16 protein-coding genes are annotated in these 20275 nt (G+C 72.3%); 11 read left to right on the forward strand and 5 right to left on the reverse strand.

Translation table 11 applies throughout. The features are described from left to right. Nucleotides 1-3: 3 nt before the first annotated feature. Nucleotides 4-741, reverse strand: a complete 738-nt coding sequence (locus tag GNZ18_RS04140; RefSeq protein ID WP_156214669.1) for a PaaX family transcriptional regulator C-terminal domain-containing protein — start codon at nt 739-741, stop codon at nt 4-6. A 280-nt stretch (nt 742-1021) separates the two neighbouring features. Between GNZ18_RS04140 and GNZ18_RS04145 the strand changes: the two genes are divergently transcribed. Both GNZ18_RS04145 and GNZ18_RS04150 read left to right on the forward strand, forming a co-directional pair. Beyond that, nucleotides 1022-2269 (forward strand): cytochrome P450, encoded by a 1248-nt coding sequence (locus tag GNZ18_RS04145; RefSeq protein ID WP_156214670.1) that lies wholly within the window; start codon nt 1022-1024, stop codon nt 2267-2269. Between the two features lie 10 nt (nt 2270-2279). Next, nucleotides 2280-3383 (forward strand): NAD(P)-dependent alcohol dehydrogenase, encoded by a 1104-nt coding sequence (locus tag GNZ18_RS04150; RefSeq protein ID WP_312874288.1) that lies wholly within the window; start codon nt 2280-2282, stop codon nt 3381-3383. A gap of 44 nt (nt 3384-3427) precedes the next feature. Here GNZ18_RS04150 and GNZ18_RS04155 read toward each other — a convergent pair whose 3' ends face one another. Then, complete coding sequence (locus tag GNZ18_RS04155; protein WP_156214671.1) at nt 3428-4333, reverse strand: NAD(P)-dependent oxidoreductase; 906 nt, start codon at nt 4331-4333, stop codon at nt 3428-3430. Between the two features lie 42 nt (nt 4334-4375). Here GNZ18_RS04155 and GNZ18_RS04160 point away from each other — a divergent pair, with 42 nt between their 5' ends. The 7 genes from GNZ18_RS04160 to GNZ18_RS04190 all read left to right on the forward strand — a co-directional run bounded on the left by GNZ18_RS04160 (nt 4376) and on the right by GNZ18_RS04190 (nt 12289). Beyond that, nucleotides 4376-5380 (forward strand): nitronate monooxygenase, encoded by a 1005-nt coding sequence (locus GNZ18_RS04160; protein ID WP_312874289.1) that lies wholly within the window; start codon nt 4376-4378, stop codon nt 5378-5380. Between the two features lies 1 nt (nt 5381). After that, a complete protein-coding gene (locus GNZ18_RS04165; RefSeq protein ID WP_156214673.1) occupies nt 5382-8459 on the forward strand; it encodes an ATP-binding protein in 3078 nt (1025 codons plus the stop codon). 18 nt (nt 8460-8477) lie between these two features. Further along, nucleotides 8478-9398 carry an FAD-dependent monooxygenase gene (locus tag GNZ18_RS04170; protein WP_156214674.1) on the forward strand — a complete coding sequence of 307 codons (921 nt, stop codon included), beginning with the start codon at nt 8478-8480 and terminating at the stop codon, nt 9396-9398. A gap of 133 nt (nt 9399-9531) precedes the next feature. Then, on the forward strand, nt 9532-10872 hold the full coding sequence (locus GNZ18_RS04175) for a glycosyl hydrolase family 18 protein (protein ID WP_312874290.1): 1341 nt from the start codon (nt 9532-9534) through the stop codon (nt 10870-10872). 162 nt (nt 10873-11034) lie between these two features. After that, on the forward strand, nt 11035-11529 hold the full coding sequence (locus GNZ18_RS04180) for a MerR family transcriptional regulator (RefSeq protein WP_156214676.1): 495 nt from the start codon (nt 11035-11037) through the stop codon (nt 11527-11529). After that, on the forward strand, nt 11411-11725 hold the full coding sequence (trxA, locus tag GNZ18_RS04185) for a thioredoxin (RefSeq protein WP_156214677.1): 315 nt from the start codon (nt 11411-11413) through the stop codon (nt 11723-11725). Before GNZ18_RS04180 ends, trxA begins: the two co-directional genes overlap by 119 nt. A 105-nt stretch (nt 11726-11830) precedes the next feature. Beyond that, entirely contained in the window at nt 11831-12289 is a 459-nt protein-coding gene (locus GNZ18_RS04190) for a carboxymuconolactone decarboxylase family protein (RefSeq protein WP_156214678.1), read from the forward strand. A gap of 113 nt (nt 12290-12402) precedes the next feature. Here the strand turns inward: GNZ18_RS04190 and GNZ18_RS04195 are convergent, their stop codons facing one another. Next, complete coding sequence (locus GNZ18_RS04195; protein ID WP_312874291.1) at nt 12403-12825, reverse strand: VOC family protein; 423 nt, start codon at nt 12823-12825, stop codon at nt 12403-12405. Nucleotides 12826-12994: 169 nt separating this feature from the next. Between GNZ18_RS04195 and GNZ18_RS04200 the strand changes: the two genes are divergently transcribed. Beyond that, nucleotides 12995-14005, forward strand: a complete 1011-nt coding sequence (locus GNZ18_RS04200) for a helix-turn-helix transcriptional regulator (protein ID WP_216651149.1) — start codon at nt 12995-12997, stop codon at nt 14003-14005. 150 nt (nt 14006-14155) lie between these two features. After that, nucleotides 14156-15373, forward strand: a complete 1218-nt coding sequence (locus GNZ18_RS04205; RefSeq protein WP_156214680.1) for an FAD-dependent monooxygenase — start codon at nt 14156-14158, stop codon at nt 15371-15373. A gap of 21 nt (nt 15374-15394) precedes the next feature. Here GNZ18_RS04205 and GNZ18_RS04210 read toward each other — a convergent pair whose 3' ends face one another. Beyond that, nucleotides 15395-18649 carry an NACHT domain-containing protein gene (locus GNZ18_RS04210; protein WP_156214681.1) on the reverse strand — a complete coding sequence of 1085 codons (3255 nt, stop codon included), beginning with the start codon at nt 18647-18649 and terminating at the stop codon, nt 15395-15397. A 183-nt stretch (nt 18650-18832) separates the two neighbouring features. Further along, nucleotides 18833-20263 carry a GntP family permease gene (locus GNZ18_RS04215; protein ID WP_156214682.1) on the reverse strand — a complete coding sequence of 477 codons (1431 nt, stop codon included), beginning with the start codon at nt 20261-20263 and terminating at the stop codon, nt 18833-18835. Nucleotides 20264-20275: the final 12 nt, after the last annotated feature.

A 20275-nucleotide genomic window follows, 5' to 3' on the forward strand; every position in this document is an offset into this window, starting at 1 on the left:
CGCTCAGGAGAGCACCCTGTGCGTCAGCAGCTGCTCGAAGTCGGCCTCGAAGCGCTCGTAGAGGGAGCGCAGGTCGGGGCCCGGCCACTCACGGGGAAGCAGTTCCGGCGGCAGGATCGGGTCCCGCAGGAGGTGGCGGAGCGCGGCGGCCGCGAGCGTGAACTTCTCGGGCGTCGTGGCGGCGCGGTGGAGGGCGTCGAGCAGGGCGCGGGCGGAGGCCGCCCAGCCGCCCAGGTCCCACAGCGACGCGGCGAGCGCGACGGGGTCGGCCTCGGGGCGCGCGGTGAGGAACGTGCACTGCCGCACCACGGTCCCCGGACGCGGGCGGATCAGGTTCGCCGGACGCAGCCAGGTGCCCTCGCGGAGTTCGGCGAACCGCAGCCCGGACATCGCCTGGCGGAGCGCGGCGCGCTCGGTGGCGGGACGGCGCTCGGCGGTGATGACGGCGATCTCCCAGGTGCCGTCCCAGTCGCGGGTGTGCGGCAGGCGGCTCTCGTCCTGGCGGGCCTGCCGGGCGAGGAGGCGCTCGGTCAGCGCGTACATGCCCTCGTCCTGGACGAGGTCGCCCGAGGCGACCATCCGCGACAGCGCCACCCGGATCGTGCCCTCCGCGATGCCGAACAGGTCACCGGCGCGCACGAGGTAGCGGGCGGGGAGCCGGGGCGGGTGGACGCCCAGCAGCGTGCTCAGCACCACCGATCGGGCGGTGAGCGGCCGGATCTCCAGGGGGTGAGAGGTCATGTCTGACCAAAACCCTACCCGCCGGTCGTGCGCCGCGAAGGGGCCTCCGCTCTCTTCCGCACGCCGTCTTCCCCTGTGGCACGTGCCGACCGACCTCGGAGAACCGCCTTACCCGGCGGCGACGCGCGGAACGCGAGGTATGGCCATCCGCGCCGCACCCTGGAAAATGCGGTGAGGGCGCGCAGCGGTTCGCCCGGGGGTACGGCACGGTGGGTGCGCCGGGCCGGGAAGCGGCTCCCAGGTCCCGTTGCGTGCGGGCAACGACGGAGGAGCCGACCACATGATCTTGACCGTGGACGAGGCGGGCCGCGCGCTCGCGGACCCCGCCTGCTACGCCGACGAACGGCGGCTGCACGACGCGCTCGCGCTGCTGCGCCGCGAGTCGCCGGTGCACCGCGTCGAGGCGCCCGGGTACAACCCGTTCTGGGCCGTCACGCGGCACGCCGACATCATGGAGGTCGAGCGCGAGCACGAGGTGTTCCTCAACGCGCCGCGTCCGCTGCTCGCCACCGCCGAGTTCGACGAGATCAACCGGCAGCGGCAGGAGCAGGGCATCGCGCTGCGCACGCTCATCCACATGGACGACCCCGACCACCGGGTCATCCGAGCGATCGGCGCCGACTGGTTCCGGCCGCGCGCGATGCGGGCGCTGGAGCCGCGCGTCCGGGAGCTGGCCCGCCGCTACGTCGACCGCATGGTGGAGTTCGGCGGCGAGTGCGACTTCGCGCGGCAGGTCGCGGTGCATTTCCCGCTCTATGTGATCCTGTCGCTGCTCGGTCTACCTGAGAGCGACTTCGACCGGATGCTGAAGCTCACCCAGGAGCTGTTCGGCGGTGACGACGACGAGTTGCAGCGCGGCACCACCAGCGAGGAGAAGGTGGAGGTGCTGCTGGACTTCTTCGCCTACTTCCAGGGGCTCACCGAGGCGCGGCGCGCGCGGCCGACCGACGACCTGGCCTCGGCCATCGCCAACGCCCGGGTCGACGGCGAGCCGCTGAACGACTTCGACACCGCGTCCTACTACGTCATCGTCGCGACCGCCGGGCACGACACGACGAGCGCGGTGATCGCGGGCGGGCTGCACGCGCTCGTCGAGCATCCGGACCAGCTCGAACGGCTCCGCGCCGAACCCGGGCTGATGCCCCTCGCCGTGGACGAGATGATCCGCTGGGTCACGCCCGTGAAGGAGTTCATGCGGACGGCCGCGCGCGACTACGAGCTGCACGGCGTCACGATCCCCGAGGGCGATTCGCTGCTGCTGTCCTACCCTTCGGCGAACCGGGACGAGGACGTCTTCAAGGACCCGTTCGCCTTCGACGTCGGCCGCGACCCGAACAAGCACCTGGCGTTCGGGTTCGGCGTGCACTACTGCCTGGGCGCGGCGCTCGCGCGGATCGAGGTCCGCGCGTTCTTCGAGGAGCTGGTGCCGAGGCTCGGGTCGATCGAGCTCGCCGGGACGCCGGAGAGCATCGCGACGACGTTCGTCGGCGGACTGAAGCGGCTGCCCGTCCGCTACTCGCTGGTCTGAGGAGCGCGGTGTGCTGATCGACGCCGCGGTGCTGCGCGCGGCCGACGCGCCGTACGCGATCGAGCCGGTCGAGCTGGCCGACCCGGGGCCCGGGGAGGTGCTCGTCGCGATCGCGGGCACCGGCATGTGCCACACCGACCGGCTCGGACGCGTCCCCGGCGATCTCGTCGCCAAGCCGGTGATCCTGGGGCACGAGGGCGCGGGCGTCGTGGCGGCGGTCGGGCCGGGGGTGGCCGGGGTGGCGGCGGGCGACCCGGTCGTGCTGTCGATCGACTCGTGCGGGACGTGCGCGAACTGCCGTTCCGCCCGTCCGGGCAACTGCCGCGACATGGCCGCGCTCAACCTGACGGGCGTTCCGGTGGACGGGACGCCGCGCGCCACCGGCCCCGACGGCGCGGCCGTCCACAACCGCTGGTTCGGGCAGTCGTCGTTCGCGACGCACGCGCTGGCCTCGGCGCGGTGCGTCGTGCCCGTGCCCGTGCCCGGCGACCTTCCGCTGGAGATCCTCGGGCCGCTCGGCTGCGGTGTGCAGACCGGCGCCGCGTCGGTGCTGGTGTCGCTCGGCGTCCGGGCGGGCGACAGCATCGCGATCTTCGGGGCGGGCGCGGTCGGGCTCGCGGCGGTGCTGGCCGCGCGGGTCGCGGGCGCCACCGTGATCGTCGCCGTCGACCGGCACGCCGGGCGCCGCGAGCTGGCCCGCGAGCTCGGCGCCACCCACGCCCTGGACGGCGCGGACGGCGACCTCGCCGCGCGGGTGCGGGCGATCGCCGGGGGCGAGGGCGTCCAGTTCTCGCTGGACACGACCGCCGTCCCCGAGGTCGTCTCGGCCGCGGTCGCGTCGCTGCGCACGACCGGCGTCTGCGGGCTCGCCGGCCTCGGCGCGCCCGAGTACCGCCTGGACGCGACGCTGCTGCTGATGGGACGCACGGTCAAGGGGATCATCGAGGGCGACGCCGTCCCGCAGACGTTCGTCCCGAGGATGATCGAGCTGTGGCGGCAGGGGCGCTTCCCGTTCGACCGCCTGGTCAGGACCTATCCGCTCGCCGAGATCAACCGCGCCGAGGCCGACGCGCTCTCCGGGGAGGTGGTCAAACCGGTTCTGCTGCCGTCCTAGACGAGCCCGTTCCTAGACGAGCCCGTTCCTAGACGAGCCCGTTCCTAGACGAGGTGGAGAAGCTGCTCGCCGCTCGCCAGGCGGCGGCAGTTCTCGGCGGCGACCGCGAAGTAGCGGGCCCAGGTCTCGCGGGTCAGCCACGCCACGTGCGGCATCACGACGACGTTGTCGAGCGTGAGCAGCGGGTTGGCCGGGTCGACCGGCTCCTGCTCGAACACGTCGAGCCCGGCGCCGCCGAGATGCCCGGACGTCAGCGCGTCCACCAGCGCGGACTCCTCGACCACCGCGCCGCGCGCCGTGTTGACCACGATCGCGCCCGGCGGCAGCAGCGCCAGCCGCCGGGCGTCGAGCAGGTGGCGGGTCTCCTCGGTCAGCGGGATGTGCACGGAGACGACGTCGCTGATCCGGAGCAGGTCGTCCAGCTCCATCCAGGACGGGTCGTCGGGGCGCGGGCGGCGGGAGGTGAACACCACGCGCGCGCCGACCGCCTCCAGCATCCCGCGCAGCAGCCCGGCGATCTCGCCGCCGCCGAGCAGCCCGACCGTCCGCCCGCGCAGTTCGCCGCCGACCAGCGCGCGGCTCGCGGGCCAGCCCTCGCCGCGCCGCGTCCGGGCGTCGAAGGCGACGACGCGGCGCAGCACCGACAGCGCCAGCAGCAGGCTCGTCTCCGCGACGGCCTGGGCGTTGCGCCCCGGCATGTTCGCGACCAGGACGCCGCGCTCGCGGGCCGCGTCGAGGTCGATCGTGTTGACGCCGGTGCCGAGCTTCTGGATCAGGCGCAGCTTCGGCGCCCGGTCCATGTCGGCCGCCCTCAGAGGGCGCAGCACATGCCAGATGACCTCGGTGTCGGGGAGCAGCCGGGCGAGGCGGGCGTCGTCCTGCTCCGAGCAGCTCACGATGTCCAGTCCGGATTCGGAATGGTCCATGTCGTAGTGCAGCAACACCCGCATCCTGCGCCCCTTCGTTCGGCTCCGGTCAGCTATCTTGCCCTCGTGCCCGACTTCGTGAGGTTGGAGAGGCCGATCGTCCAGGCGCCCATGGCCGGGGGGACCTCCACGCCCGCCCTGGCCGCCGCCGTCTCCGACGCGGGCGGCGCCGGTTTCCTCGCCGCCGGTTACAAGACCACCGCCGCGATGCGCGAGGAGATCGCGGCGACGCGGCGGCTGACGTCACGCCCGTTCGGGATGAACCTTTTCATGCCGTCGTCGGACGATATCGATCCCGGCGCGGTGGACGCCTATCGTCAGCGGTTGGAGCCCGAGGCGGAGCGGTTGGGAGTCGGGCTCGGCGTGCCGTCCAAGCGGGATGACGACTACGACGCCAAGGTCGTCGCGCTGCTCGCCGATCCCGTCGCCTATGCGAGCTTCACTTTCGGGTGTCCGACGCCGGATGTCATTCGCGCCTTCCAGGATCGCGGGATGACCGTCATCGTCACGGTGACCAGCGCTGATGAGGCACGCGCGGCGTCCGCGGCCGACGCGCTGTGCGTCCAGGGATCGGAGGCGGGGGCGCATCGCGGGTCGTTCACCAATACGTTGGACGATCTGCTCGGCGTTCGGGAACTGCTCCGGCTCGTGCGCGCTGCCGTGCCGCTGCCGTTGATCGCCGCTGGAGGATTGGCCACCTCCGAGGACGTCGCCGAGGTCCTGTCGCTCGGCGCGATCGCGGCGCAGGTGGGGACGGGCTTTCTGCGGTGCCCGGAGAGCGGTGCCGGTGAGGTGCACAAGGCGGCACTCACCGATCCGCGTTTCACGTCCACCGCGATGACGCGGGCTTTCAGCGGACGCCCCGCCCGCGGTCTGGTGAACCGGTTTCTTGCGGAGCATTCGGAGTTCGCACCCGCCGCTTATCCGGACGTGCATTACCTCACCTCGCCTCTGCGCAAGGCGGCGGCCGCACAAGGCGATCCGGACACCGTCAACCTGTGGGCGGGCGAGGGGTTCCGGCAGGCCACGGACGCGCCCGCCGCCGAGATCGTCGCCGCCCTGACGCCCTGACATGCGGTTCGGGATCCTCGGCGACACCCGGGCGTGGCGCGGCGGCGGAGACGGTGGCGAGGACGGCGGCGAGGACGAGGTCCCGCTGGGCGGGCCCGCGCGCCGTGCCGTGCTCGCGCTGCTGCTCACCCGGCCCGGGGAGGTCGTCTCGGCGGGGCGGCTGGCCGAGGGCGCCGCGAGTCCGGGCGGCCACGCGTTGCAGGCGCAGGTGTCGCGGCTCCGCGCGGCGCTGGGCGCGGACGCGCCGATCGAGCGGGTCGGGGACGGCTACCGGATCATCGTCTCCCCCGACGCCGTGGACGCGTGCCGGTTCGAGCGCCTCGCCGCCGACGGGCGCGCCGCCCTGCGCGACGGCGCCACCGGACGCGCCGCCGACCTGCTCCGCGACGCGCTCGCGCTGTGGCGGGGCCCGGCGCTCGCCGACCTGCCGACCGCCGTGACCGCCGACGCCGTCCGGCTGGAGGAGCGGCGGGTGGCCGCGATCGAGGACCGGTTCGAAGCTGACCTGCGGCTCGGGCGGCACCGCGCCGCCGTCCCCGAGCTGCGGGAGCTGACCGTCGCGCACCCGCTCCGGGAGCGGCTCGCGGCGCTGCTCGTGCGGGCCCTGCGGGACGGCGGCGACCGCGCCGAGGCGCTCGCGGTGTTCGAGCGGACCCGGCGGCGGCTCGCGGACGAGCTGGGCGCCGACCCCTCGCCCGAGCTCACCGCGCTGCACGCCGCGCTGCTGCGCGCCGACCCGGTCCCCGCCGCGCCGCCCGCGCAGCTCACCTCGTTCGTCGGACGCGGCGCCGAGATGACCGGCGTCGGCCGGCTCCTCTCCGCGAACCGGCTGGTCACCCTGCACGGGCCGGGCGGGGTCGGCAAGACCCGGCTCGCCGTCGAGGTCGCCGCCCAGACCTCCTCGGCGGTGGGCGAGGTGTGCTTCGTGGAGCTGGCCCCGCTGCGCGACCCGGCCGGGCTGCCGCGGGCCCTGCTCGGCGCGCTCGGACTCCGCGAGGGCGGCCTCCGCCGGGACGGCCCTCGCGAAGGCGGTGGAGACGCGGCCGAGCGGCTGGCGGCGGCGCTGTCCGGCCGGGCGCTGCTGCTCGTCCTCGACAACTGCGAGCACCTGGTCGCGGGCGTCGCCGCGCTCGCCGCACGGCTGCTCGCCGCCTCCCCCGACCTGCGCGTCCTCGCGACGAGCCGGGAGCCGCTCGGGATCACCGGCGAGCACCTGTGGCCGGTCCGGCCGCTGGACGGCGACGCGGCGGTGCGGCTGTTCACCGAGCGCGCCGAGGCCGTCCGGCCCGGGGTCGCGGGCGACCCCGGCACGATCCGGCGGATCTGCGCGGCGCTCGACGACCTGCCGCTCGCCATCGAGCTGGCCGCCGCCCGGACGCGCACGCTGGACCTGGCCGACCTCGCGTCCCGGCTGGACGACCGGCTGGCCGGTCGGCTGGGCGTCCCCACCCGCGGCGCCCGCACCGCCGACGAGCGGCACCGCACGCTCCGCTCCGTCGTGGCGTGGAGCTGGGACCTGCTCACGGCGGACGAGCGGCGCGCCGCGTCCCGGTTCACGGTGTTCGCGGGCGGCGCGTCCGCCGCGTCCGCGCGGCGCCTGTGCGGGGACGCGGCGCTGGAGTCGCTCACCGACAGGTCGCTGCTGGAGTTCGCCGGCGGCCGCTACCGCATGCTGGAGACGATCCGCGCCTACGGGGCGGAGCGGCTCGACCCCGCCGACGGCATCGGGCGCGAGCACGCGTGCCACTACCTCGCGCTGGCCGAGGACGCCGACCCGCATCTGCGGCGGGCCGAGCAACTGGAGTGGCTGCCCGTCCTCGCCGCCGACCACGACAACCTCCTCGCCGCGCTGCACTGGGCGGCCGGGACAGGCGAAACACGGCTCGCGCTGCGGCTGTGCGCGGCGCTGTCGCACTACCTGTGGATCCGGGGGCTGTCGGCGTCGGCGGCGTCCGACGCCGCCACCGTTCTCGCCGAGCTCGGCCCCCACCCCCCGGACGGGCTCGACGAGGAGTACGTGACCTGCGTACTCCTCGCCGCGTACGGCGATGGGGCGTGGGTCCGGCACCGCCCGGCGGCCGAGGCGGCGCTGGCCCGGACGACGCCGCGCACCAGGTATCCGTCCGTCCCCTTCCTGTGGCTGATGCGCAACGCCGACGGCCCGGCCGCGACCGCCGCCTACGCGATCGCCACCGGGGCCCGCGACGAAGGCGACCCGTGGGCCCTCGCCGCCGCCCGGTTCGTCGCGGGCTTCCCCCGGCTCGCCTCCGGTGACACCGGCGGCGCCGGACGGGAGTTCACGGCGTCCGCCGACGGGTTCCGCGCGCTCGGCGACCGCTGGGGCACCGCGCTCGCCCTGGACGCGCTGGCCGGGCTGGCGGCGCTGCGCGGCGACCGCGCGCGGGCGATCGCGCTGACCGACGAGGCGCTCGCCCTCACCGAGCGGGTCGGCGCCCTGGACGAGAGCGCCGACCTGCTGGTCAACCGGGGCGACCACCGCGTCCACGGCGACGTGGCCGGGGCCCGCGCCGACTACCGGCGCGCCGCCGCCCTCGCCCGCCGCGCGGGCAGCCCCACCACGCTCGCGGCGGCGCTGCGCGGGCTCGGCGACCTCGCGCTCCGCGACGGCGACCTCGCCGAGGCGCGCCGCCTCTACGAGGACGCCCTCGGACGGTTCGCGCCGAACTGGGTCAAGAGCGTCGGCCACCGCGTCGGCGCGCTCGTCGGCCTCGGCCGGGTCGCCGCCGCGCACGGCGACCACGACACCGCCCGCGCCCGCTTCCGCGAGGCGGTCGCGTCGGCGGAGCGGTTCGGCGCGTCCGGCGACGGCGCCCGGGGTGTCGAGGCCCTCGCCGCGCTCGCCGCCGCCGAGGGCGACCCCGAGTCGCACGCGCGGCTGCTCGGCGCCGCCGCCGCGCTGCGCGGCGTCCCCGGCCCGGACGCGCCCGGGATCGACCCCGCCTACGCCGCCGCCCACGCCGGGGCCGCCCGGCTGGGCCGCGCGGACGCCCTCCGCCTCGCCGGGCTGCCCGAACCCCTCATCGCGGAGCTGACCGCACGGCAGGCGAACCCCCGGTGAGGCGACGGTGAGAGGACGGTGAGCGCCGCCCGGCAGGCGCGGATCCTGTACGAGGCCACCGAGCACGGCACCGAGTACGTCTTCGGCGACTCCATCACCTCGATCACCGAGGACCCCGGCGGCGTCGAGGTCACCTTCGAGCATGCCGCGCCGCGCCGGTTCGACCTGGTCGTCGGCGCGGACGGGCTGCACTCCAACGTGCGGCGGCTCGTGTTCGGGCCGGAGGAGCGGTTCGTCCGGCACCTCGGCCTGTACCTCGCGGTCTTCACCATGCCCAACCACCTCGGCCTCGACCACGCCGCGCTCGGCTACCGCACCGCCGACAAGCTCGTCACGGTGTACAGCGCGCGGCACAACACCGAGGCCAAGTCGGTCTTCTACTTCGGCTCCCCGCCGCTGGAGGTCGACCGCCACGACACCGGCGCGCAGCGGCGGATCCTCACCGAGCGCTTCGCCGGGAGCGGCTGGGAGACCGACCGGCTCCTCGACCGGATGCGCGACGCCCCCGACCTCTACTTCGACTCCGTCGGCCAGGTGCGCATGGACGCCTGGACGCGCGGCCGCGTCGCCCTCCTCGGCGACGCCGCCTGGAGCCCGTCCGCGCTGACGGGAATGGGGACGGGCCTCGCGATCGTCGGCGCCTACGTGCTCGCCGGAGAACTCGCCGCCGCCCGCGGCGACCACCAGGCCGCGTTCGCCTGCTACGACACGATCATGCGCGAGTACGTGGCGCGCTGCCAGAAGATCGGCGACGGCGTGGCGAAGATGTTGGTGCCCGGCAACCGCGTGGCGGTGGCACTGCTGAACCGTTACTACGCGCTCATCCCGTACCTGCCCGGGAAGAAACTGATGGCGAAGATGGCCCGCAGGACCGCCGAATCCGTCAATCTTCACAACTATCCCCGGGGCATTTCGGATTCTGGGGTCTTCCCGGCCTAGACCCGGCACGGTTACCCTGCTGGTGGCGTCCACGCCGGCCGTATGCGCCTTTCGCCTGGGAGGGTCCCGTCCGCGGGAACTGTTTGGCTCTACGCCGGCTCCTCTGTGTCCCCGCCAGTTGAGGAGTCGACCCGTGAACCACAAGTACAGGCGCTGGTCGGGCGCCGCGGCGGCGCTGGCCGCCGCGACGGCCGCCCTGGTGCTCTCGCTGGGCGCCGTGTTCGTGCTGTCCACCCCCTCGTCCGCCCGAGCAGTGATCACCTGCGACTTCGCGATGTGGGCGGAGGGAACCCAGTACACGGCGGGGACCAAGGTCCACTACCAGAACAACGGCTACGAGGCCCGCGTCACGCACACGGCCTACAACGGCGCCAACTGGACCCCCGCGTCCACCCCGACGCTGTGGCGCGACCTCGGTGCCTGCGAGAACAAGCCGCCGACCGACCCCACGACGCCGCCGACCGACCCGCCGACCGACCCCACCACCCCGCCGACCGACCCGCCCGGTGGCGGCGGTGACACCTGCGCGGTGAAGTCCCGCCCGGCCGGCAAGGTCATCCAGGGCTACTGGGAGAACTGGGACGGCGCGAGCAACGGCGTCCACCCGCCGTTCGGCTGGGTGCCGATCAACGACGCGCGGCTGAAGCAGCACGGCTACAACGTGATCAACGCCGCGTTCCCCGTCATCCTCTCCGACGGCACCGTGCTGTGGGAGGACGGGATGGACTCGACCGTGAAGGTCTCCACCCCCGCCGAGATGTGCGCGGCCAAGGAGGCCGGGGCCACCATCCTCATGTCGATCGGCGGCGCCGCCGCGGGCATCGACCTGAGCTCCAGCTCCGTCGCCGACAGGTTCGTCCAGACGATCGTCCCGATCCTGAAGAAGTACAACTTCGACGGCATCGACATCGACATCGAGACCGGCCTGTCCAGCAGCGGGAACATCAACCAGCTCTCGGCCTCGCAGTCGAACCTGATCCGCATCATCGACGGCGTGCTCGCCCAGATGCCGTCCAACTTCGGCCTGACGATGGCGCCCGAGACCGCCTACGTCACCGGCGGCAGCGTCACCTACGGCTCCATCTGGGGCGCCTACCTGCCGATCGTCAAGAAGTACGCCGACAACGGCCGCCTGTGGTGGCTGAACATGCAGTACTACAACGGCAGCATGTACGGGTGCTCCGGTGACTCCTACAGCGCCGGGACGGTCCAGGGCTTCACGGTCCAGACCGAGTGCCTGAACAAGGGCCTCGTCATCCAGGGCACCACGATCAAGGTGCCCTACGACAAGCAGGTCCCCGGCCTGCCCGCCCAGCCGGGCGCCGGCGGCGGCTACATGTCGCCCGGCCTCGTCAGCCAGGCGTGGAGGGCCTTCAACGGGCAGCTGAAGGGCCTCATGACCTGGTCCTTCAACTGGGACGGCTCGAAGGGCTTCTCCTTCGCCGACAACGTCCGCTCCCTCCAGGGCCGCTGACGCGGTGACCGGGTGCGGGCGCGTCCCGCCCGCACCCGGTCCCTGAGAGCGCCCCGGTCCGCCTCGTGCGGGCCGGGGCATTCTCGCGTCCCGCGCGGGGTTGACATTGACGTCGGTGTCAGGGGTTAGCGTCGTCACGGTCACCGAGAGCCGGGAGGGCCGATGCGGATCGGGGAACTGGCCGCACGGGCCGGGGTCAGCACGCGGACGCTGCGCTACTACGAGCAGCAGGGGCTGCTCTCGGCGCGGCGCGCCACCAACGGGTACCGCCAGTACGAGGAGTCCGACCTGCGGCTCGTCGCCGAGATCCGGACGCTGCTCGCGTCGGGTTTCACGCTGGAGGACGCGCGGCCGTTCGTGGACTGCCTGCGCGCCGGCCACGCGGAGGGCGCGTCCTGCCCGGAGTCGGTCGCGGTCTACCGGCGCAAGCTCGCGGAGATCGACGCCGACATCCGCTCGCTGATCCGGCTGCGGGCCGAGGTGACCGACCAACTGACGCGGGCCTGTCCGGGCTGCATGTTCTCTCAGGAGGCGACGGATGATCACACTGACGACGGAGAACTTCGACGAGCGGGTGCTCCGCTCCGACAGGCCCGTACTGGTCGAATTCTGGGCGGACTGGTGTCCCCCCTGCAAGATGATCGCGCCGATCCTTGACGAGATCGAGGCGGAGTACGGCGACCGGCTCGCGGTCGCCAAGCTCAACGGCGACGACCATCCCGAGGTCGCGGCCCGGTACAACGTGCTGGGCTTCCCGACGCTGAACCTCTACCGGGACGGCGAGGTCGTCCGGCAGATCGTGGGCGCCCGGCCGAAGCGCCGCCTGCTCGCCGACCTGGAAGGCCATTTCTGATTCTTCGGTCGCGCGCCGTCACATGGGCGCGGCGGGCTCCGTCAGTTCGATGCCACCACCGGTGCACGAGGACCGGTGCGACGACATCGATCTCATGGAGCGAGCATGCAAGCGCGAATGAAGAACCCGGCCTTCGTCCTTCCCGACGTGACGAAGGGGGTCGGCACGCTGAGCAAGGCCATCGCCGCCGGCGGCGTGCCCGAGGGGCTGATGGAGATCATCGCCCTGCGGGCCAGCCAGATCAACGGGTGCAGCGTGTGCGTCCACGGCCACGTGCTGAACGCCAGGAAGGCGGGAGAGTCCGAGGAGCGGATCGCCGCGGTGGGGGCCTGGCGGGAGGCGCCGTTCTTCACCGACGCCGAGCGCGCGGCGCTGTCGCTGGCCGAGCACGCCACCCGGCTGGCCGACCGGTCCGACGACGCCGTCCCGGACGCGCTGTGGAACGAGCTCACCGCCCATTTCGAGGAGAAGGAGCTGGCGGCGATCATCCTCCTGCTCGGCATGATCAACATGTTCAACCGGCTGAACGCCATCGTGCGGGAGCCCGCCGGCACGACCTGGTGACACGCCACTGAAAAGGCCCGGCGAACTCCGGCCCGCCGTCGCGGAGCGGAGTTCGCCGGGCGCGGGCACCGTTCGATGCCGCTTTCCGTTCGGCTTTCCAGCGTTGCCGTTTCTCAGGACCAGCCGCCGTACGGAACGGTGAGAACTTCCATGGCATGACCACCGGGGTCGGTGAAGTAGACCCCGCGCCCGCCGTCACGCGTGTTGATTTCACCCTCTCCGCTGCCGTCGGGATTGGCGTAGTAACGGGCACCCGTTTCCTTGATGCGCGAGAATATCCCGTCGAACTCCTCGTCCGGCACCAGGAACGCGCAGTGGTGCCAGCGGAAGTCGTCGGAATCCATGAAGTCGAGCGTCACCCCGTTCCCCGTCCGGACGGGAAGGAACGGGCCGACCTGCGCACCCACGTCCAGCCCCAGAATCCGGGCGAGGAACTCGGCGGACTCCCGCTTGTCCCTGGCCGGGACGATGATGTGATCAAGTTGGATGGGCATGCGGCCCCCTACCGCCAGGGCCCGGCCGCTCCGGGCCTCCACTTCGACCTTGCCTCCTCAACCGTACTTGAGGTCAACCACCTACTCCGAAAGATCACAAGCGGTGAAGGCGAGTTGACAACAGTCGGTCACCCCTGTTGCTGCGCCTAGTTCGACTGGTCACACTGAGCGCATGACGGGGTCGGAGACACGGTTGTTGGGCGAGTTGAGCATGATCGCCAGAGAGGGCGCGGGAACGGACGAGCTCGCGTGCGCACTGTCAAAGGCGATCGACGCCGTCGTGCCCCATGACGCGGCAAGGCTCGTCGGAACCAGCCCGGCCGCCCGCTCCATTCCGTCCGCCTTCAGCTTTTGGCATGGCTACGAGGCCGACTTCGGCCGGGCATTGCTGCGCGACTACTACGCCGGACACGATCCCGGCCCGCCGGACGAGCTGGCGCTGCGTCCCCTTCCCGTCGCGCTGCTGGGGATCGGGGACGAGCGGCGGCACCTCCGGTTCCGCTCGCTGATGTCCCGCTTCGGCGCGGGCAGCGTGCTCCGGGTGCTGCTGAAGGACGTCCGCGGCATCTGGGGGATGATGGACCTCCTGCGCGGCCAGGACGCCATGCCCTTCTGCGAGCGCGACGCCGAACGGGCGGCGCGGCTGGTCCCCGAGCTCATCGAGTTCCTGCGCTCCTACGTGACGGGCGGCAGGCTGGCGAGGGTCGCCCCGCCGCCGCCCCCGCCCCCGGGCGTGATCATCGTCGGCGCCGACGACGTGATCCGGTCGGCCACCCCGCAGGCGCACCTCTGGCGGGAGCGGCTGGAGTTCTGCTCCCGCTCCCCGCGCTGGACGGGCGAGGTGTTCATGATCGGGCTGGCGATGCAGACGCGCGTGCACGCCCTCGCCCCGCACACCGCCGAACCGCTGATCATCGGCCCCGCCGCCGCCTACGGCCGCTGGCTCGCCTGCCACGGCCAGCCGCTGGGCGACTCCGGGGACGTCGCGATCGTCATCCAGGCGGCGACGTCCAGCCAGATGCTGCCCTCGTTCTGCGACTGGTACGGCATCACGGCCCGCGAACGCCAGATCATCGGCCACCTGCGCGACGCGATGCCGCCCAAGCAGATCGCCCGGACGCTGGAGCTGTCCGTCCACACCGTCAACGACCACCTCAAGGCCGTCTTCCGCAAGACCGGCGCCTGCGGCCGCGACGAACTCCTCGCCGCCCTCGCCGGTTAGGAACGCCGAAGCCGCCGAACAGGGCGGTGACCAGCTTGACAACAATGATGACGCAGGTCAGAAAGCCGCGATAAATGCATTGTTGCGAGCCGGACCACTAGGTAGATTCCAGCCATGTAAATTTCCACCGCACCAGCGAGGAGAGGTGTCATGGTTCAACGCAGTGTGCTCGTCTCGGGCGCGAGCGTCGCCGGGCCGGCCCTGGCTTCGTGGCTGGCGAGATCGGGCTGGGACGTGACCGTGGTGGAACATTTCGATCACCTTCCCGACCAGGGGCAGAACGTCGACGTCCGGGGCGTCGGACGCCAGGTCCTCCGCCGGATGCGGATCGAGGAGGCCGTCCGCGCGGCGCACACCAGCGAGGTCGGCGTGCGGTTCGTCGACGAGCGCGGCCGCCCGGTGGCCTCGTTCCCGGCCGGCACCGACGACAGCGGCGGCGGCACCGCCGAGATCGAGATCCTGCGCGGCCGACTCGCCGAACTGCTCTACGAGCAGTCCGCCGACGAGGTGGAATACCGATTCGGCGACAGGATCAGCGCCCTGCACGACGACGAGGCGGGCGTGGACGTGGAATTCCGCCACGGCCCCGACCGCCGTTTCGACACGGTGGTCATCGCCGAGGGCCTCCGCTCCCGCACCCGCTCAATGATCATGCCGGACGCGCGCCCGCGCGAACTCGGCCTCTACATCGCCCACCTCGCCATTCCCCGCACCGACTCCGACTCCCGCTGGTGGCGGACGATGCTCTGCGGCCGCGGCCGAGCCATCTTCCTGCGCCCCGACAACGTCGGCACCACGCGCGCGGGCATGTTCTTCACCTCCAACGTGCGCGGCCTCGACCGCCTCGGCCGCGACGACATCGTCGCGATCCTCCGTGAGACCTTCGCCGACGTCGGCTGGGAGGCACCGCGCGTCCTGGAGGCCCTCGACAACGGCTCCCTCTACCTTGAGGACATCGCCCAGACCAGGCTGCCCACCTGGAGCCGGGGCCGGACGGCACTGGTCGGCGACGCGGCGTACTGCGCGACCCCGATCAGCGGCATGGGCACGACCCTCGCCCTCACCGGGGCGTACGTCCTGGCCGGAGAACTCACCGCCCGCGACGATCCCCGCGCCGCCTTCGCCCGGTACGAGCAGTTGCTGCGCCCCCTCGTCACCCAGGCCCAGCATCTGCTCCCCGGCGTCCCGAACGCCGTCGTGCCGCAATCCCGGGCGCAGCGCACCCTGATCCACACCGCCCTGCGCCTGGCCGGCACACCGCTCGCCCGCCGACTCCAGGCCACGGCGGGCAGGTTCACCACCCCGCGAGCCGAAGCGATCACCCTCCCCGACTACCCGATGCCCCCACCCCGCCCCATGGCCGCCTGACCCCGGGCGACGGAACGGCGGTCAGTCCCGGACGAGGATCAGCTGCTTTTCCCTGGTCGATGTGGCGCTGTCCGGGGTCAGCGCCATCAGGGTGGCGAGGGCGGCGCGCAGGGGGTGCGCCAGCTCTCGTGGCGCTCCTTCGCCGCTGACCAGTGCCGCGAGTACACAGGTGACCGCCGGCACCATGTCACTCTGCCGGACGGGTCGGCTCCGGTCCCACAACGGGGCGGCCAGGCGCAGCGCGTTCTCGATCAGGAAACCCAGAACCGGCACGTTGTGCGTCCCCACGAAGTGCAGTGCGCGTTCGAGTGCCACCGCCGGATCGTCCGCCGGTGGCCACGAGTTGACCGCTCCCAGTTCCTGGTGGAGGAGGTCGGACATCGACGGCCTCAACTCCTGTCCTCTTCCTCTGCGCGGCGTGGTGCTCGTCAGGAGGTGGCGCATCAGCTGGTCGCATGCCCGGCCCAGTCCCATCAAGGAGCTGACGCCCAGGGAAGCGAGGTCGCTTCTGGCCAGCGCGCGGGCGAAGGCCAGGTCGAAGTCGAGAGAGAAGTCATGGGTTCCGGCGGAATCAAGGCAGCGGATGAGGTTGAGGGTGTCGTCGACGTCGGCGGTGAGGTCGGGGTCGCGGGCGCGCTCGGAGCTGAGCCCGAAGGTGAAAGCGGACTCCAGGTCGAGCCTGAAGCCGCTGCTGTCCCTCGCGTGATAAGGCGATTCGGTGTTGAGGAAGGAGAGGCTGCGGCTGAGCGTGCGGGCGAGGATGTAGACGCGGTTGGGGTCTGTGTCGTCGATGGTGAGCGTCGGGTGGAGCTCGTGCGTCTGAGCGCGGGCGAAGTCGAGGACCTGGGCGCGGACACGGTCGAGGTCGCGCTCGAATGTGGCGACCCGGGCGCCACCGATATCGCCTCCGAGGAGGTAGCCCAGATCGTGGGCGAGGTCGAGGGCACGGCCGAGGGTGATCGCGCGCCCGCGTCCGAGACCGCGGTCGGCGACGGGGCTCCAGGCGTGCCGGGCGGCGCGGGCGTGGTCGAACAGACTGAGGCGGTCGAGGGTGTGCAGGAGATCGAGCGCGTGCAGGAGTTGGTGGTCGGGATTGGTCAGATCCCGGGCTTGGGCATAGGTGAGAAGCTGCGGGAATTCGAGGGCCGACTGCGGATAAAGCAGGCGGAAGAGAAGGTAGGTGTGATCGAGGATCCGGTCGGGGTAGTCGCGAATCTGCTCCGGAGTGGGACGGTGCGGATGAAGGTGCGGAGCGGCGGGAACGAGTTCGACCGAGCTGGCCCAGCCATAGGCCCCTCTCAACGGGCCGACCTCGGCGTAGAGGGTCGCCCCCGCGCAGAGGTCGCTGTTCAGGGCGAGGCGGGCCTCCGCCGAGGTCGGCAGGCGGTAGCTGATGCCGTCGCCGAACAGGCCGTTGAGCCAGATCAGAAAGTCTTTGAGGTCGGCGGTCCACAGGTCGGCGGGGCCGGACGGCCAGGCGCCGGTGCCGGTGTGGTTGAGGTAGCGGTTCCACAGGTCGGCGGAGATGGGGCGGGAGCAGATGCGGGTTCCCTCGTCGTCCAGGGCTTGGGTGTCCTGCAACTCGCGGGCGGCGGCCACGCCGTCCAGGAGCCGCACCTCTTCTGGATTCGCGGGGTCGGTGGTGAGCAGCGCGTCCAGCCGGGCTCGCAGGGCCGGGTCCAGTTCGCCGGCTTCGGCCACGCAGGCGTAGGCGAGGTTGAGGGCGGTCACGGTGCGGACCCTCAGGCATGCCTCGACGACGGGGCCGGGGTCGGCACGGGCCGCCCACAGGAGGGTGGTCTCGCGCCACCAGGGGTCGCCGACGTGGTCGATCAGCAGTTGGCGGCGGGAGGGGTGCCCGGGGATGAGGGCGGCGGCCAGGTATTCCTGGAGGGTGAGGTGTGCGAATCCGTAGCGTCCGTACTGGCGTTCCATGAGCAGGCCGCTGCGCCGGGCCTGGGCCAGGAACGCCTCGGGGGTGAGGTCGGGGGCCGTGCGCTCCAGGATGGGGCGGATCGCGCGCTGGGCGTCCTGCACGGGGATGTCGCGCAGATGGTGCCGCATCATGAAGAGGGCCAGCTCTTGGACGATGCGCTCCTTCTTGTCGCCGTTCAGGCCGTCGGCGAGGTTCTTGGCCTCCTGGCGGCGGTGGAGGAGGACCTGGCAGACCTCCTCGTAGAGCGCGGCGCGGCTGCCGGGGAGGCTGCCCCGGTACCGGTGCACATTGGCGATCATGGTGAGCAGCAGCGGGTTCGCGGCGAGGTCGTAGAGGGCGGGTCGGCCGCTGATCCGCTGGAACAGGTCGTCGGCGGCCTGGGCGGCGAGCCGGTCGATCTCCTGCGGGTCGTCCTGGCGGGCGCGGCGCTCGATGGCGCGGTACCAGGCGTGCAGGAACGTGTGGATCTGGCGGTTGGTGAACCGCTGCACCTGGAGGACGTCGGCGCGGGTCAGCCGGTTGGCGTCGTATCCCTGGGGCCGCGAGGTGATCACGAAGGAGTTGCCGGGGTAGCGGCTGATCTGGGCCTCGACCCAGCGCACGACGCGGGTGCGGTGCCGGGCGTCGGCGACCTCGTCGAGGCCGTCCAGCAGGATCACGCACTGGCCGCGTTCCAGGCGCCGCTCCAGCCAGTCGGCGGAGATCACACCGTTCAGCCACCGGGCGGTGACGGCGACCTGCGGCAACCCCTCGGGCTGGTCGGCCTGGAGCGCTTCGGCGTGGTCGCGCAGGTACAACAGGACCGGCAGGCGGCGGCGAGGCCCGGAGGGCCAGCGGCGCTCGGCCATCTCCAGCGCGGTGTGGCGGGCGAGGGTGGTCTTGCCCGATCCGGCGGCGCCGAGGACGGCCAGGACGCATCCGCTGGTCAGGAAGTCCGCGAGCGGTGCGCGCCGGCCGACCGCCGGGGGTGCGGCCTGCGGGGTTGGGCCGATGCCGCTGTCGGTCTCGGCGGCGGACACGGTCTTGGGCTGGAGCGTCACGTCCACGTAGACCTGCTGGGTGCGCAGGACGAACTCCGCCTGGGTGACGAGGCCGATCGTCTCCATCTGCCCGACGGACGAGCGCACCCGCCGCAGGTAGTCGCGCTGCGATCCTCGTCGTCGGCTGGCGCCTTCCGGCGGTTCCGGCGCGGGCGGGGACGCTTGGGCGAGGGCGCCCAGGACGGTGAACACGAGCGCCAGGTAGCCCCAGCTCCAGCTCAGTTTCCCGCCGTCGAGGATCTGGTTGACCGCCACCCCGGCCACGACCATCAGCGACGCCGCGATGAGGGCGCGTCCCATGAATTTCAGCCGTCGCACAGCACCCGACTCCGGGCAGAGAGGTCAGTTCCCACGAACCCCACCCAATCGCGCGGAAGGCCCGCGTGTCCGGAGCGTCGCCGATCCGATACCGGCCACCGAGAACGGCACCGGGAAAGGGTGCGCGCCGAAACGGCACGCACCCTGGCCCGAAACGCGATTCGGCTAGATGAAGGTGCTGAGGAGGGCGGCCATGGCGAAGCCGACGACGGAGAGGATCGTTTCGAGAACGGTCCATGTTCTGAGGGTGTCGCGGACGGACATGTTGAAGTAGCGGGAGATGATCCAGAAACCGCCGTCGTTGACGTGCGAGGCGATGATGGAGCCCGCGGAGATCGCGATGGCGATGAGCGCGACGTGCTGCTGGGAGTAGTCCTTGTCCTGGACGAGCGGCGCGACGATCCCGCCCGTGGTGACGATCGCGACGGTCGCCGAGCCCTGGGCGACGCGGAGGCCGCAGGCGATCAGGTAGGCGAGGACGATCACCGGGAGCCCCGCGTCCGAGAGCGTGTCGGCGAGGGCCTTGCCGACGCCGGTCGCCGACACGACCGCGCCGAAGAACGCGCCGCCGCCGATGACCAGCAGGATCATGCCGACGGGACGCAGCGAGCGGGCGGCGAGGTCGGACAGTTCGGCGGAGGTGATGCCGCGCCGGATGCCGAGCAGGTACATCGCGAGCAGCACGGCGATCGTGAGCGCGACGACGGGGTTGCCGAGGAAGGTCAGCGTCGGCAGCGCGGGGCTGTCCTCCCACCAGACGGTGCCGAAGGTGGCGAGCAGGATCAGCACCAGCGGCACGGCGATGATCAGCCCGACCAGGGTGAGCGAGGGCTCGGGCTCCGGCTCCTTCGCGGGGACGTCGTCCTTGGAGGGCTCGCCCTTGGTGAGCCCGACCTTCTCCTCCTCGCCCACGACGTACTCCTCGGGCACGTCGACGATGACGCGCTTGCCGATCCACGCGCCCCAGGCGACACCGGAGACGAGGAACGCCGGGATGCCGCAGATCAGGCCGAACACGATGAGCCAGCCGAGCGGGACGCCGAGGAGTCCGGCGGCGGCGACCGGGCCGGGGTGGGGCGGCAGGAACGCGTGCGTCATCGACAGGCCGGACAGCAGCGGGAGCGCGTAGAGGACGAGCGAGCGTCCGCCCTGCTTGGCGGTGATGTAGACGAGCGGCGCGAGGACGAAGATGCCGACGTCGAAGAAGACCGGGATACCGAAGATCAGTCCGGCGAGGCCCATGGCGAGCGGCGCGCCGCGTTCGCCCGCGACGCCGAGCAGGCGCCGGGTGAGGACGTCCGCGCCCCCCGAGCGTTCCAGGATCGCGCCGAGGATCGTGCCGAGGCCGACGATCGGCGCGATGTGCCCGAGAAGCCCGCCGAAGCCCGTCTCCAGCAGGGACTTCTTGGAGCTCAGCGCCGTTCCGACGATCTCGTCGACGCTGAGCCCGGCGACGAGCGCGAGCGCGAGGCTGGAGACGATCAGCGCGATGAACGGTTCCAGTTTGACCTTGATGATGAGGAACAGGAGCACCGCGATCGACACGGCGCACAGCAGCAGCAGGCCGCCCGTCTCGTGTTGCAGCCAATGGACCATGAACGTGACCTC

Origin of the sequence: Actinomadura litoris (assembly GCF_009733595.1) — a bacterium.
Lineage (GTDB): Bacteria > Actinomycetota > Actinomycetes > Streptosporangiales > Streptosporangiaceae > Spirillospora > Spirillospora litoris.

Coding starts and splice junctions, on each gene's coding strand:
- GNZ18_RS04140 (WP_156214669.1), bottom strand. CDS start 741: ATGACCTCTCACCCCCTGGAGATCCGGCCGCTCACCGCCCGATCGGTG.
- GNZ18_RS04145 (WP_156214670.1), top strand. CDS start 1,022: ATGATCTTGACCGTGGACGAGGCGGGCCGCGCGCTCGCGGACCCCGCC.
- GNZ18_RS04155 (WP_156214671.1), bottom strand. CDS start 4,333: ATGCGGGTGTTGCTGCACTACGACATGGACCATTCCGAATCCGGACTG.
- GNZ18_RS04165 (WP_156214673.1), top strand. CDS start 5,382: ATGCGGTTCGGGATCCTCGGCGACACCCGGGCGTGGCGCGGCGGCGGA.
- GNZ18_RS04180 (WP_156214676.1), top strand. CDS start 11,035: ATGCGGATCGGGGAACTGGCCGCACGGGCCGGGGTCAGCACGCGGACG.
- trxA (WP_156214677.1), top strand. CDS start 11,411: ATGATCACACTGACGACGGAGAACTTCGACGAGCGGGTGCTCCGCTCC.
- GNZ18_RS04190 (WP_156214678.1), top strand. CDS start 11,831: ATGCAAGCGCGAATGAAGAACCCGGCCTTCGTCCTTCCCGACGTGACG.
- GNZ18_RS04200 (WP_216651149.1), top strand. CDS start 12,995: ATGATCGCCAGAGAGGGCGCGGGAACGGACGAGCTCGCGTGCGCACTG.
- GNZ18_RS04205 (WP_156214680.1), top strand. CDS start 14,156: ATGGTTCAACGCAGTGTGCTCGTCTCGGGCGCGAGCGTCGCCGGGCCG.
- GNZ18_RS04210 (WP_156214681.1), bottom strand. CDS start 18,649: ATGGGACGCGCCCTCATCGCGGCGTCGCTGATGGTCGTGGCCGGGGTG.
- GNZ18_RS04215 (WP_156214682.1), bottom strand. CDS start 20,263: ATGGTCCATTGGCTGCAACACGAGACGGGCGGCCTGCTGCTGCTGTGC.